The following is a 12,276-nucleotide window of genomic DNA, read 5'->3' on the forward strand; positions in this document are numbered from 1 at the left end:
AACCCGAAGCTGCCCGATCTGCTGGACCAACTTCACACCCAGCCTGGTCCTGCCTGCCAGCCCAGCGCACCGTCTCCCGCCCTTAACGCCGGGTGCAGACCAAGACCGGCGAGCCGGGCGCGTGCGGCTTCGACCAGCGCCGGGTCGATGTCGACGGATACGACGTTCGCGTCGCCAAGGCGGTGCGCCAACAACGCGGTGTTGTATCCGGTGCCGGTACCGATCTCCAACACCCGGCACCCCTGGTGTCCGGTCGCGGTGTCGGGGGGGGCGGCGGCGCTGATGTTGAGGCGGTCCAGCATGACCGCCATGACCGATGGCTGGCTGGACGAGGAGGTCGGCAGGTCCTGCCGCGCGGTCCCGGCACCGGTTGACGCGGTTTGGGTCAGCAGCGCGTTGTCGGAGTACACCTCCGCCCACCAGCTCGGGGTGCCGGTCGGCAACTCGATGAATCCCGAACTGTCTCCGGTCAACACGTGCGGGGTGAACAGGTGCCGGGGAATGCTGGCGAATGCGTGTTTCCAGCTGGGGGGTCTGGCACCACGCCCTCAGCCTCCAACACGGCCGCCAAGGCCGCAGCGTGCTTCTTCCACGCGCCATTGTCGCCGCCGGCTGTGGTGTCGTTTTCTGATGTGCTCATGTTTTGCTGTCACCATTCAGATTTGTTGCGGTGAGGCAGTCGGCGATCGCGTCTGCGATGGGGAGGTCGCATTCTTCGGCCAGCCAGCCCCAGACCCCGTTGGCGTTGGCTTCAAGGGTGATCCATTGCCCGTCCGGCCGGATAACGAAATCAAATGCCGAGTACGCCAATCCCGCGGACCGCAGGTACGCGGCGATACCGGCACGGACCTGCACAGGGACCTCGATCGGTTCGTACCGCAAATTGTCATAGTCGGACCGCCAGTCCACCAACGCCGCCGAGCTGTCGGCGTGGATTGCCACCGCGAACAGCTTGTCCCCGACCGCGGTTACCCGGCACTCGCACTTTTTGTCTTGCCAGACTTGGAAAAGGTGCGCCGTAGCGGCGACGCTGGCCAACTCCTCACCCGCACGCTCGATGTCGCCACGGGACAATCGGCGGGTATAGACGATGGACTCGCCACCGTCTTCCCACACGATCGGCTCAGCCAGCGGCTTGACCACCAGATCTCCGTACGCGGCAGCGAAATCGCGGACGTCGGCTGGATTGTTCGTGATAAGGGTCGGCGCGACAGCCAGGCCGGCGTGCTTGAGCTGGGCGAGTTGCCGGGGCTTGTATTCGGCGTCGGCGATAGCGCCCGGGTGCGACACCCACCGGGCCGCCAGGCTGGCCAATACGCCGCCCACGCCGGTCCGTGCCTGGGCGTTGCAGAACCGCCGCTCCGGCTCGGACAACCCCGCCGGTAGGTCGAACGCGCCCGGTTTGCGGTAGTACACCGCTGCCACATCGCGCAGCCGCAACACCTGACCAGCCACCTCCACCTCACCACCCCAGCCACCGGACCCGGCCCGCTCTCCGGCCTCGGGCTCAGCGGACAACTGGGCGGACAGGGCCATACGCTGCGGGAAATCGGCGGTGTCCAGCACCATCCACCGCACACCCCGCGCATCCAGGCTCGCGCCGACCTGCTCCACCGCCCAATCGTCGGCCTGACCCAGCACGAGCACCATCGGACCCTCACCGGCCGCCGCAGAACCCAGCGCGGTCATATCAGCTGTCCGGGACGGTGTAGGAGTCGTCAACCTCCCGGTTATCCAACCGGGTCCGCTGCGGAATCGTCCGCTGACTCGCGGGCGTGCGGTGCTTGGCCAGCAACAGCTCCGGCAGGCCATCCAGCCCACCGTTCCGGCGGACAGGCCGCACCGCGCGAAGGACAAACGGCCGCGCCGCGCTGGGCGGCTCATTATTGGCTGGCCGCGACCCCCCAGATCCACCGGAAAACGGTACGACGCCGGCATCACCGGATCGTGCCCCGCCGAGTCCCTGACCAACCTGCCTCGTGATTGGTCAATCCCTGCTTCCGCTGACCGCTCCATGACCGGTTCTCCTTCCGCTGCATTCATAGGATGGTGTTGGTCCTGCTGGAATCGCGCCGTCGATGCCGTCGTCCCCACGGCTTGGCTGGTAGGTTGCCCAGCGCCAACATCGCGCCGCGTGATCGTGCGTTCATAGATGCCGGAAGGTTCGCGCGCTGTGGTCAGGGCTCATCGTCGTCCTGCCTGAGGCACGCCATGGGGAACGTGACCAATTCAAGGATGTCGACCTTGTCCAGCAGCGAGGCGTAACTTTCCTCAAGGTTGTCCGTGCGCTTGAGCAGGTATTCGATGACTTCCTGCTGAGTCTCGATGGTGTTGATCAGAAGTTGCATGGCCTGCTGGTTTGGTCGCAGCCGTGCTGGGCGCGGGATATGCCTGGTCGTGGGTCGCGGAATCATTGACGAATGACCTTTCCTCTATATGGCAGCGAACTATTGGTTGTTCGAACAGATTTCTCTCTATTGGGTCCACGGACCGGCCCGGTGATTATGCGGCCCACCAATTCGGTCTCCCGCCGGCCGAGGATCCGCCGCCGGATGGGCCATCACCTGCCTCGCCACTGGCCTCTCTTGCTGTGCGGTGCTCACCCGCGCGGTGACCACCGTTGCCGTTTGTGTGGTGGGCGCTGGCTGGGGTTGGTGGATGCGTAGCCCTAATTCCCGGCTAATCACCGCGACCACCTGTCGAGCGCGCCAGCCGGTCACCTGCGCCCGTACCACGGGACTGCCGTCCTCAGTCAGCGCCGGCACGATTTCCACCTCGTCGACCAACCCAGCCAGCAGGGTGGCTGTGCGCAGCTCATTGGCCAGCACTTTGGCGCGCCGCCAGGCATCGAGCACGCCAGGAACACCAGCGGCAGCGGTCGCCTCGTAGATCGTTTCGGTCCAGTCCTGCTCACGCCGCCCACAGCCCGGCGGCCGTGTCGGTTCCTCCGCGTTGTCGTTCATCTCCTAGTCCCACCTTCCCCGCACGTCGGCCGAAGGTGCCCCCACTCACGCGCTCGCCACACTGCGGGCACGCCACGAAAAACCTCCGGTACGGTCAATACCGGAGGTTTCCGGACCTCCAACCGGACCACCCTGCCCCGAGCAAGGATCGGGGTGGTCCGGCCTTCTGTTCCTGCATGTCCCGGCCAACCCCAGCCACATGGATTACGGCTGAGCTGAGCGGGGCTTCTTGCGCCGGTCGTTCGCTACGCGCCCTCGCAGCAACGAACGTCCGGAGTCACTATTTAGGCGCCCACCCGCCTTTGCGGTCGGCGAGGTCCTTCGCGTCCCGATCCGTTGCGCCCTTCACGCCTGCATCTGGTGGCGTGATTTCCAGTTCGATGATCTGAAGGATCATGCTGAACGCTTGAACTTTCCCTATATTGTGTGCAATACCGAGCTTGTTGCCGGCTTTTTGCTCCCGTTCAACGGCATCTCGCGCGTCCTTCATCGCCTGCGCCGCCTGCCGGCGAATCTCCAGCAAAGTCCGGGCGCCATCTATCGCGCCGCCTGGCGTGCGCTGCCCGCTCACAGCCATGACTGGCCCCGCATTCCCGGCAACCGGGTCGCCGATGACACCAGCAACGCGTTCACCAGCACCCCGTGCACGACCTCCGCGGTCGCCGGTTCCCACCGCACGACCTGCGGTTCCACCAGCCAATACGTAGGACCGGACGGCCACGACGTAGGCGGCAGCGCCACCCATTCACCCGGCCCGTGCCGCAACACCCCGGCGTCGGCAAGCCTCTCCGGCAACGGCACACCGGGCGCGACCACGAACAGCCACCTGTCCGCCGCCGTGGTCGCCGTCGCCGTTGACCGCAGCAGCACCCGGTGAGCCGCCGCGCCCAGCGCAGCCGGGGCGCTGATCACCTCCGCCATGTCGCCCGCAGCCAAGGCCGATCCGGTACGGAATGCGGTCCCACCACCGACTCACCGTCGCGGTGTCGCTGGTCGGGTACCGACCGGCGCACACCACACTCCAGCGCCTGCGCCCGGCTCCAACTCGGTTGAGTCGTCGTCTTGCACGGGCAGCACCGGCCAGCCGTTTCCGGCGTATCGCAACGCCGCCGCGCGCAACCGCGCCGCCCGATGCCGGGTCCGTCCGCGCTCGCCGCAGCCCCGCGACCGACAGCACGCTCATCGGCCCTCACCACCCGGGCAGCGAAGCGCCGTCACTGGAGCGGTGGCCGCGGCGCAGTAGGTGCGGGCAGCGTCCACCACCGTGGCCACCCTCGCCGCACGGATACGGGCGTTCGGTGCCGCTGCGATCCACAGCACCGCGTGCCGGCGTTGACCCGCCATCGACACCGACCCAAGATCTGCCCCAGCCGCGGACAGCGCCGCCGCCAGATCGGCCGGAACCCGTGGGCTACGCGGGTCAAACGTGGTCAACACCGCCGGCCACCACAAAAAACTGCCCGGGTCAGCGTTGACCGGGACGGTGCCGGCAGCGGCTGTGTCGCTGTGCGGCAAGGTGTCGGCGGCCGTGTCTAGCGGTACGGCAAGGGTCAGGTCATCGAACCCGAACAGCCGAACCCCCCCCGCGCACCGCCCGGGTAGGCCAGCACCGCCGGGCGCCGCATCGGCACGTCCACCAGCCGGTCCCGGAACACCAGCACCGGACGACCCCTCACACACCCGGTACCCACCTCCCGCGCGGCTCCCTCGGCTTGGTCACCGCGATACGTGGCTCGCAGCCACACAGCTTGTCCAACGCCGCCGGCCAACGCTGGTCCAGCGGTCTCAGCGGTGTCTGTCGCCGGGCTCATCGGGTCGGTCCCGCCAGGGAGCGGCCGGCGTACTCGGTAGCCCACAGGGACCGGTAACACCGCCACACAACTCCGGCGTGAGCGAGCTGTCCAGGTCGGTCATGATGTTCTCCACGACCCGCCGCGCATTGAAGTAGTACCCCAAGCATTCCGCTTCGGGGGTAAGCAAGCGGTCCATGATTCGGTTGTGGGGCTGGAAAATCTGGATACTCGGGAACAAGGTGACCTGCGGCAGCATGACAGTCATGAACTTTTCCAGCTGTGCAGTGGTGTCCAACCCTGCGATGTAGGTAAACGAGGTGTCCAGACCAGCCGCGCGAGCGTCGGCCAGAAGGGCCGGCATCATCTCCGGCAACAGGTCCGCTTTGGTGTTCTTCAACAGAAAATCCCGCCGCGACACGCACTCAGCGGTCAGGAACAACCCAAACGGGGCGACATGTTCAGCCAGGAAAAACGGAACGCCTCCCGGGTCCGCAGCACCGATGACAACAACACGATGCGGGCGTTGATCCGCCGCGACCGCAACACCTTGCGCAGCATCACCATCGCCTCAAGCGCGGCATCCTCGGTCCGATAACACGCCGTGGACACCGCGACTTCGCGCAGGGACTGCAAGGTGCCGCCGGGCGGCAACTGCAACTCCAAACCGTCTAGCAGCGCGTGCAACTCGTGCTCCAACGTCAGCACCGGGTCAGCGGGCGGTTCCAGGGAGGTCGGGCAGAACGCGCAACCGGTGCACCGCGACCGGCCGGCCGGGTTGATCGTGGCGGCCCACCACGTGCCGTTCTCCCAGCAGCGCAGATACCCCGACACCGCGTCATCAGCATCAGTACGCACCGCCCGACCAATCGGGACACCGGCCGCATACAACCAACCGTCATCACTCAACGTGAACGGCGAATCCGACCGCCCCCCGCCGCCACCACCACCGTCCGCACATCCGGGCAGGCAATCAGAGACAGCTGCAACCGCACCCGCGGACCCAGCGGCGTGCACAGGCCGTACAGGTTCAACGCCAGCAACAACGCGTCAGTATCCGGAACGCCGTACTGCTGTGCGTCTGTCTGCCACAGCTTTGCCGGGTTGTCCGGGTGCAGGTCGAATGCTGTCCCTGCTGTGGACGTTGCTTGCGCCGGAACTCCTGAATGGATGGTCAGCACGTGCTGCTCGTGGGCTAGCACAGCGGCCGGCTCCTCTCGCTTGGTGTGGGTGCCAATGGAGAGGAACAGGATGGACTCGAGAACAGGCAAAGACATACGCACAGATGAGAGACTTATGGCGGGCATCTATGCATGCATGCATAGGCAGCGCGGGTGGAACGGATGCAAGATGGGCGACGTGCGACGTTGCAACGACTGCAAACAGCCGCTGAGCAGGTATAACCGCTCCGCGCGGTGTTACGCGTGCGCAAGCCTTGCGCAGAACCGGCTCAACGACTCTGTCGCGTTGCCAACAGACTTCATCTGGGATCCTGCTATCAGGACAGCGCTTGGCAGCGGTGACTGGGCAACAGTTCTCCAAGCAATCACAGACCCAGGCCGAGACGAGCCGAAGATCAGCCAGAACGCGATTGCCCGCGCGACGGGCCTCTCGCAGTCGTACGTTTCCCGTCTTGCAAAGGGAACGAGCGAACCGAGTCTTCACAGCATCCGCGCGTTATGCGATGGCTTGCGAATACCTCGCTCACTGGCGGGGATCTCCGCAGCCGTCCCTTCTCCCGAGGAGGCAGATACGGACCGCCGAGATTTCTTAACAGGCGTGTTGGAGCGGCCTCACTCGCAATGCTTCCAACACGATCAAACCCGAAAATCGGCATCGAGCAGGCACAGGAAGCCAGAGGCTTGGTCGGCGAAATCATTCGGCTTGACAACGAACAAGGTGGTGACACGCTGTGCGAAGCAGCTGCCGCCACCGTCGACCGCGTTGACCAATGGTTGCAATTCGGAGAATATTCCGAGCGCGTGGGCCGAGAACTCCAGCTTGCTCTTGCCGAGCTACAAGAAGCCACTGGCTGGGTACACTACGACGCCGGCCGTCAACAGACCGCGCGCTATTGGTACCAACAGGCACTCTGCCAAGCTCAGATCACGGGCAACCTGCCGCTCGAGGTCGGTGTGTTGGGATGCTTGAGTATGCAGGCCGCTCATCTGGGACGTGCGCGAGAGGCCATCCAGCTCGCCGTACGCGCTCAAGAGCAGAGCGCCGGCTGGGCACCACCCCGGGTCAAAACCTACGCATTGCTTCGTGAAGCCCTGGGCTGGGCCGAGATGGGCGACCTCGGAGAAGCGCACCGCGTCATGGCCCGAGCGCACCACACGTACCGAGCCCGCTCGCCACGATGACGACCCGCCATGGGTGTGGTTCCTGGACCCGGCGGAAATGACGGCGATCGACGGGTACGTCCTGGCTGCGGCGGGCAAGCATGACGCTGCCACAAAGAAGCTCGGCGATGCCATAGAAATAGGCGGTCCCTTTCCGCGGAACCAGACCTTCAGGCGGCTCCGTCAGGGAGAGGCCATCCTTCGCGCGGGAAACGTCGCCGAGGCCAGAGACCGCATCGGTGCCCTACTACCGGAAATCTCGTCAGTGTCATCTGGGCGAATTCGTCAGCGAACGCTGGCAATTTGCGAAAGGGCTAAGTTGTCCAACACATCGGCCGGTCGCGAACTTGTAGAGAAAGCCGCTTCTATGGGAGTCGTCGCGTGAGTGTCGAATTCGCGCGACTCAACGGCCCGTCCGCGCGTGACATATTCTCCGATATACGTCGGGTCTACGCAGAGGTATACGCGGAGCCCCCTTATCGGCAAACCGAAGCGGACGTTGAGGAATTCGGGAGCCGCTTCGACCAACAATCCCACAACGATGGATTCCGCTTCATCTCGGCACGCAAAGACGGCACGCTGATCGGATTCAGCTACACGATTGCGTTGCTACCTGGCCGCTGGTGGGAGGGGCGCGCAGGTCGAACCCCCGGCAGAGGTCGTGAATGCGCCTAAGGTCGCTCTCGTTGAGCTGATCTTGCAAGCTCCACACCGTGGGCAGGGCATCGGCAAGCGACTCATGGTCGAGGCCCTGTCGGACCGCGAGGAACCTATAGCGACGCTGCTTGCGCACAGTGATGCGCCGGCAATTCACATGTACCGCCATTGGGGATGGCAACCGGCCGGGACGGTCCAATCCCAGCCGCACTGGCCAGCAAACGATGCCCTCGTGCTTGATCTGAGGGTGGGGCTCCCCGCTTTGATGGATTCCTAACCCTGGTGGGACGGACCTGAGCCGGTTTCCTCGTCTTTGCCAGACCTAGCACTTTGTTGCGGGCGGTTGATCGTGACGCCGTCGCCGAATTGCCCTGCGGAGCCGGAGCCGTTGGCCCTGCCTCGACCTGGCCGTCGATGCGTAGCGCTACCGCGGTTCCGATCCCCGCTGGCGACGGCGGTGGCCGCGGTGAGATCGGGTTCGGCGATGGGCACTGGGGTTGTCGGGTTTTGGTGCCGGCGTGCAGTCGGACGCGCGTGTCGCGGAGCCGCGGTCTGCAATGAGTGCAGCGATGACGGGGCGGCGAACAACTTGGTTCATCTGGCGATGATCATCGCCGTACCTTGAATGCGGTCAAGACCGAACGCCGGTTAGGTGCAGCAGTCGCAGCCGGGTGCGCAGGAGCGTTGGTCCGGGCCGGACGTGTTGGGGTTCGGTGCGATGAGGGCGGTGGTTGGTAGGGCGCAGCAGTTCTTGCCGCGCCAGGCGTCGCGGCCTTCTTTGACTGCGACCCGCGGCGATGACTAATGCGGTGATCGGGTCCGCCCACGACCAGCCCAGGGTGGCGTTGAGGATCAATCCGCCGAGCAGGATCGCCGACAGGTAGGTACACAGGAGTGTCTGTTTGGAGTCGGCGATCGCTGACGCCGAACCCAGCGCCCGTCCGGCACGGCGCTGTGCTGTCGACAGCACCGGCATGATGAGCAGCGACAGCGCCGCCAGGACGATTCCGGGGATCGAGTGTCGGGCCGCCTCGGCGCCGAGCAGTGCGCGGACAGCGTCGACGGTGATGTAGGCGGCCAGGGCGAAGAACGACAGCGCAATGACGCGTAGCGCCGCGTTCTCTCGTCGTTGCCGGACGGCCGCGTCGCGGGCGGAGAACTGCCATGCGACGGCGGCGGCGGACGACACTTCGATCACCGAATCCAGGCCGAAGCCGATCAACGCGGTCGAGGATGCGATGGTGCCGGCGGTCAGGGCGACGGCCGCTTCGACGACGTTGTACGTGATGGTGGTCGCCACCAGCAGCCGGATGCGGCGAGTGAGAACGGCACGGCGGGCCGGCGACGGGCCGAGCGACAGGATCGCCATCTCAGCAGCAGTCCTTCTCGTCGGCGTCGGGACACGACCGGTCGGTGGCGACGGCGACGACGGCCAAGCGGAGGTCGTCCAGGGCATGGGCGAGGCGCCGATCGGCCAGCTCGTACCTGCTGCGCCGGCCGACCGGGGTGGCGACCACCAGCCCACAGTCGCGCAGGCAGGCCAGGTGGTTCGACAGTCGCGTACGGGAGATCCCGAGCCGGTCGGCCAGGTCCGCCGGATGGGCGGGCGCCTCCCGTAAGGCCAGCAGTATGCGGCAGCGGATCGGGTCGGCCAAGGCCCGGCCGAACCGGGCCAGCACGTCGATATCAGCGGCGAGTGTCAGCACGCACCGACAGTACAGGATCTCCTGAATTCAGGAAATGATGATCAATGGACCGGCTTGCGGGCGGCGAGGCGTTCGATGATGCCGAGGTTGAAGCGTTCGTGGTGTTCGATGACCAGGCCGCCGGCTTGGACGTGGCGGATGGGGCGGCGGCGAAAGTGTTCCTCGCCGAGCGGAATGGTGATCCGTTCGATCGACCACTGCGCGGCGCGGGTTGGCCAGTGGGCGCCGGCGACGTGGTCGGCGAGCAGGAGCAGGCCGCCGGGGCGCAGGACGCGGATCATTTCCCGTACGGCTCGGTGGTCGTCGGGAATCGCGCAGAGCGAGAACGTACACACCACGGTGTCGAGACTGGCGTCAGGGAAATTGAGGGCCTGCGCGTCACCGATTCTCAAGTCGACGGCCATACCCAGTTTTTCGGCTCGTTGCTGGCCGATCGCGAGCATCTCCGGGCTCTGTTCGACGGCGGCCAGCCGGACATCCTCGGCGTAATGGGGCAGGTTGAGACCGGTGCCGATGGCGACCTCCAGGATGTCGCCGGTGGCTTGCCGGCAGATCCATTCGCGGGTGTCGCGAAAGATGCCGTTCCATGAATCCCATCGAGCGGTCGTACGACGGCGCCTGTTTGTTCCAGTACCGCCGCAGCTTCTCGTTCCGCTCAACCATCTGCCGCTCCCGTCCGGTACCAAAATGCCATCGTTGTGCCCGTCCTACCAGATCCGCGCGGTCGTACTGGGAATGTCGAACCAGGCCATCGGTCCGAGCGGAATATTACGCAGGACAGTGGTGAAAACAACCGAGCTGACGATGAAAACGGCCACGGTGAGGGCGGACGGTTTCAGGCGGGGCAGGCGGATGCCAAAGAATGTGTTGGTGAGCCAGGCGATCCACCAGTAGAGCAGGAACGGGGCGGCGATGGTGAATGGCAGGTGGTTGCGGGCGGCGTCGATCAGGTCGCCGTGAACGAGGTAGTAGAAGGCGCGGGTGCCGCCGCAACCGGGTCCGTTGATCCCGGTCAGGGCGTGCCACGGGCACGGCCCGGTCGGGTCGGCGACGTTGTCGGTGGGGTTGAACCGCAGCACCCACACCAGACCGCGGCGGCCAGCGGTAGGGCGGGAGCGACCGCGAGTGTACGCATCCACCACGATCGCCGGCGCGCGATGACCCGGTCGGCCGAGACGGGCGACCGGCGCCAGCCCGGGCGGAGGTCGTGGATGTGTTGGGGAAACATGGCTTACTCGCCGGCGGTGAAGGCGTAGCTGGCTGGCGGTTTTTGTTGCTGGGCGGCGGTGCCGTAGACGAGGGCGATTTCGTCGTGGGCGTTCAGGATGATCGCGGCCGGGTTGCCGGACACTGGTTTTCCGTTCACGTACGCGTGGAACTGTTTGTCGCCACCGATTTTCAAGGCGCCGAGGTGGTCGGCGGCCATGGACACCTGCCATTCGCTGAACAGCTGCCCGAGGCTGAACGGCACCTTGGCCGGTGACTCGATGTGGATCACGCCGGTGGTGTCGTGTACGTGCAGCGGACTGATTCCGCCGGCACTGGAGATGCCGATGTTCGCCGGCACGGGCACTGATGTGCCGTCCACGATCACGTCCACATGGGCGTGGATGTGTTCGACGCTGCCTTCGCTGCCAGCAGCATCGGCAGCCCGGCCGCGGTGACGGCGGTGGCCGTGTCGGCGGGTGCGGGCCAGGGCGGGCTGGTGGTGGCGCCGACCGCGGTGAGCCGCGGCGTACGTGGCACCCCGTCCACCGTCGCCGACGGTTTGGGCAGGTTGACCGCGACGGCAACGCCGACCGCGGCGATGACGGCCACCACAGCGGCGGCGAGGGTGCCCGTGATCATCCACTGCTGGCGGCGCTGTTTGCGTCTGGCGGCCGCTTTCGCCGCGGCGATCCGTGCCTGCCGCGCGTCCGGCCTGCCGGTCTTCTTGGCCATCACAGGTTCCTGTCTGCCCGTTGGGTACGCCTTGTTGTGGTCATGCCGATGGGATCTGCCGGGCGGTGTACCCGGCCGTACCGATCGCGGCGATCACGTCGGACGGCTCGCATCGGGCAGCGTCGACCTCTCGACGGTGGCGCGGTTGGCGCGGAAAGTCGTGGTGGACCGTACGACCCCGTCGAGGTCCTCGAGAGTCTCGTCGATAAGCATTCCGCAACTGCCGCAGTGCATGCCCTCGACGGTGAACGTATATGTCGCCACGTGACACCTTCTTTCGTTGTGGTTGAAGGAAACCGTTAGATGATGGTGAGTTGGCCGGTGTACATGCCCATCCCGCACCGGTAGTCGAGCCGGCCCGGCGTGAGGGTGCCCAGGTCGATACGGGTGTCGCCGTTCTCCGGGAGAATGAACTGCCGGTCGCTGATGACGAACGCTCGTATGCAGCCGGCGGCGTTGTCGGACCGCACGATCAGCGTCGTCGGCACGCCGGCCTTGAGCTGGATGTTGCCCGGGGTGTACGCGTCTGCGGTGGCCGTCACGACGACGGTCTGCTGACCGGCGGTCGTGGTGACGGTTTCCGCGGTCGCCGCCGGCGGTGCCAGGCCGAGGGTCTGCGGCAGGTTGGCGGCGGCCAGCGGCGAGTCGAGCAGGGTGAGCCCGCCGTTGACGCTGTACAGCCCGACCGCGACCACCAACAGGCCGGTGGCGATCGCGAGCCGGCCACGCCAGACGGTGGCCGCCTTTCGCGCCAGGTAACCGAGGGCGGCGAACAGCGGGCTGGTGCCGATCACGAACACCGCCATCGTCACCGCACCCGCCCACCACGATCCGGAGGTCAGCGCCAGTGCCTCGACCGACAAGGTCACCCCCGCAC

Annotated in this window: 21 protein-coding genes and 2 pseudogenes; 3 read left to right on the top strand and 20 right to left on the bottom strand. The window is 66.0% G+C overall.

The window, feature by feature from the left end; translation table 11 throughout:
* Positions 1–32: 32 nt before the first annotated feature.
* From GNX96_RS52280 to GNX96_RS16250, 12 genes are all read right to left on the bottom strand, one after another.
* Complete coding sequence (locus GNX96_RS52280) at positions 33–473, bottom strand: methyltransferase domain-containing protein (protein ID WP_279580513.1); 441 nt, start codon at positions 471–473, stop codon at positions 33–35.
* Positions 474–636: 163 nt separating this feature from the next.
* Entirely contained in the window at positions 637–1,650 is a 1,014-nt protein-coding gene (locus GNX96_RS16210; protein WP_279580514.1) for an MvdC/MvdD family ATP grasp protein, read from the bottom strand.
* A gap of 40 nt (positions 1,651–1,690) precedes the next feature.
* Entirely contained in the window at positions 1,691–1,843 is a 153-nt protein-coding gene (locus tag GNX96_RS52285) for a hypothetical protein (protein ID WP_279580515.1), read from the bottom strand.
* A gap of 334 nt (positions 1,844–2,177) precedes the next feature.
* Complete coding sequence (locus GNX96_RS16215) at positions 2,178–2,348, bottom strand: hypothetical protein (protein WP_279580516.1); 171 nt, start codon at positions 2,346–2,348, stop codon at positions 2,178–2,180.
* 126 nt (positions 2,349–2,474) lie between these two features.
* A complete protein-coding gene (locus tag GNX96_RS16220; RefSeq protein WP_163568720.1) occupies positions 2,475–2,963 on the bottom strand; it encodes a hypothetical protein in 489 nt (162 codons plus the stop codon).
* A 280-nt stretch (positions 2,964–3,243) separates the two neighbouring features.
* Positions 3,244–3,540 (bottom strand): hypothetical protein, encoded by a 297-nt coding sequence (locus GNX96_RS16225; protein WP_163568721.1) that lies wholly within the window; start codon positions 3,538–3,540, stop codon positions 3,244–3,246.
* The gene (locus GNX96_RS16230) at positions 3,531–3,875 is read right to left on the bottom strand and encodes a hypothetical protein (RefSeq protein ID WP_279580517.1); all 345 of its coding nucleotides are present in this window, start codon (positions 3,873–3,875) and stop codon (positions 3,531–3,533) included. The genes GNX96_RS16225 and GNX96_RS16230 overlap by 10 nt, the downstream gene beginning before the upstream one ends.
* A gap of 267 nt (positions 3,876–4,142) precedes the next feature.
* Positions 4,143–4,478 carry a hypothetical protein gene (locus GNX96_RS16235; RefSeq protein WP_279580518.1) on the bottom strand — a complete coding sequence of 112 codons (336 nt, stop codon included), beginning with the start codon at positions 4,476–4,478 and terminating at the stop codon, positions 4,143–4,145.
* A 35-nt stretch (positions 4,479–4,513) separates the two neighbouring features.
* Positions 4,514–4,774, bottom strand: coding sequence for a hypothetical protein (locus tag GNX96_RS52290; protein ID WP_279580519.1), 261 nt, complete (start codon positions 4,772–4,774; stop codon positions 4,514–4,516).
* The gene (locus GNX96_RS16240; RefSeq protein ID WP_163568724.1) at positions 4,749–5,153 is read right to left on the bottom strand and encodes a hypothetical protein; all 405 of its coding nucleotides are present in this window, start codon (positions 5,151–5,153) and stop codon (positions 4,749–4,751) included. Before GNX96_RS16240 ends, GNX96_RS52290 begins: the two co-directional genes overlap by 26 nt.
* A 32-nt stretch (positions 5,154–5,185) precedes the next feature.
* Positions 5,186–5,587, bottom strand: coding sequence for a hypothetical protein (locus GNX96_RS16245; RefSeq protein WP_279580520.1), 402 nt, complete (start codon positions 5,585–5,587; stop codon positions 5,186–5,188).
* Between the two features lie 71 nt (positions 5,588–5,658).
* Positions 5,659–5,955, bottom strand: coding sequence for a hypothetical protein (locus GNX96_RS16250; RefSeq protein ID WP_279580521.1), 297 nt, complete (start codon positions 5,953–5,955; stop codon positions 5,659–5,661).
* A 148-nt stretch (positions 5,956–6,103) separates the two neighbouring features.
* Here GNX96_RS16250 and GNX96_RS63680 point away from each other — a divergent pair.
* The 3 genes and pseudogenes from GNX96_RS63680 to GNX96_RS63685 form a co-directional block, all read left to right on the top strand.
* Positions 6,104–6,451: pseudogene (locus tag GNX96_RS63680) on the top strand (helix-turn-helix domain-containing protein); the annotation flags it as partial.
* Between the two features lie 164 nt (positions 6,452–6,615).
* Positions 6,616–7,116, top strand: a complete 501-nt coding sequence (locus tag GNX96_RS52295; protein ID WP_279580522.1) for a hypothetical protein — start codon at positions 6,616–6,618, stop codon at positions 7,114–7,116.
* A gap of 640 nt (positions 7,117–7,756) precedes the next feature.
* Positions 7,757–8,029 carry a GNAT family N-acetyltransferase gene (locus tag GNX96_RS63685; protein WP_163568728.1) on the top strand — a complete coding sequence of 91 codons (273 nt, stop codon included), beginning with the start codon at positions 7,757–7,759 and terminating at the stop codon, positions 8,027–8,029.
* A 371-nt stretch (positions 8,030–8,400) separates the two neighbouring features.
* On the opposite strand, the pseudogene GNX96_RS16265 reads toward GNX96_RS63685, so the two are convergent.
* The 8 genes and pseudogenes from GNX96_RS16265 to GNX96_RS52310 form a co-directional block, all read right to left on the bottom strand.
* Positions 8,401–9,121 (bottom strand): annotated as a pseudogene (locus GNX96_RS16265) (cation diffusion facilitator family transporter).
* Between the two features lies 1 nt (position 9,122).
* The gene (locus tag GNX96_RS16270; RefSeq protein WP_279580542.1) at positions 9,123–9,455 is read right to left on the bottom strand and encodes an ArsR/SmtB family transcription factor; all 333 of its coding nucleotides are present in this window, start codon (positions 9,453–9,455) and stop codon (positions 9,123–9,125) included.
* Between the two features lie 44 nt (positions 9,456–9,499).
* Complete coding sequence (locus tag GNX96_RS16275; RefSeq protein ID WP_279580523.1) at positions 9,500–10,117, bottom strand: class I SAM-dependent methyltransferase; 618 nt, start codon at positions 10,115–10,117, stop codon at positions 9,500–9,502.
* Between the two features lie 48 nt (positions 10,118–10,165).
* Positions 10,166–10,597: a DUF2752 domain-containing protein gene (locus GNX96_RS16280; protein ID WP_279580524.1), complete on the bottom strand. Its 432-nt coding sequence runs from the start codon at positions 10,595–10,597 to the stop codon at positions 10,166–10,168.
* A gap of 92 nt (positions 10,598–10,689) precedes the next feature.
* Positions 10,690–11,046, bottom strand: coding sequence for a hypothetical protein (locus GNX96_RS52300; protein ID WP_279580525.1), 357 nt, complete (start codon positions 11,044–11,046; stop codon positions 10,690–10,692).
* Positions 11,047–11,048: 2 nt separating this feature from the next.
* Positions 11,049–11,399: a hypothetical protein gene (locus tag GNX96_RS52305; RefSeq protein WP_279580526.1), complete on the bottom strand. Its 351-nt coding sequence runs from the start codon at positions 11,397–11,399 to the stop codon at positions 11,049–11,051.
* A 93-nt stretch (positions 11,400–11,492) separates the two neighbouring features.
* The gene (locus GNX96_RS16290) at positions 11,493–11,663 is read right to left on the bottom strand and encodes a heavy-metal-associated domain-containing protein (RefSeq protein ID WP_163568730.1); all 171 of its coding nucleotides are present in this window, start codon (positions 11,661–11,663) and stop codon (positions 11,493–11,495) included.
* Between the two features lie 35 nt (positions 11,664–11,698).
* Positions 11,699–12,268 (bottom strand): sulfite exporter TauE/SafE family protein, encoded by a 570-nt coding sequence (locus GNX96_RS52310; protein ID WP_279580527.1) that lies wholly within the window; start codon positions 12,266–12,268, stop codon positions 11,699–11,701.
* Between the last annotated feature and the right edge of the window lie 8 nt (positions 12,269–12,276).

Source organism: Fodinicola feengrottensis (assembly GCF_010993775.1).
GTDB classification, from domain to species: Bacteria; Actinomycetota; Actinomycetes; order Mycobacteriales; family HKI-0501; genus Fodinicola; species Fodinicola feengrottensis.

Bases quoted from the DNA above. Each gene is read 5' to 3' on its own strand.
- GNX96_RS16220 (WP_163568720.1), bottom strand. From the start codon at position 2,963: ATGAACGACAACGCGGAGGAACCGACACGGCCGCCGGGCTGTGGGCGG.
- GNX96_RS16215 (WP_279580516.1), bottom strand. From the start codon at position 2,348: ATGCAACTTCTGATCAACACCATCGAGACTCAGCAGGAAGTCATCGAA.
- GNX96_RS52290 (WP_279580519.1), bottom strand. From the start codon at position 4,774: ATGAGCCCGGCGACAGACACCGCTGAGACCGCTGGACCAGCGTTGGCC.
- GNX96_RS16225 (WP_163568721.1), bottom strand. From the start codon at position 3,540: ATGGCTGTGAGCGGGCAGCGCACGCCAGGCGGCGCGATAGATGGCGCC.
- GNX96_RS16210 (WP_279580514.1), bottom strand. From the start codon at position 1,650: ATGGTGCTCGTGCTGGGTCAGGCCGACGATTGGGCGGTGGAGCAGGTC.
- GNX96_RS52305 (WP_279580526.1), bottom strand. From the start codon at position 11,399: ATGGCCAAGAAGACCGGCAGGCCGGACGCGCGGCAGGCACGGATCGCC.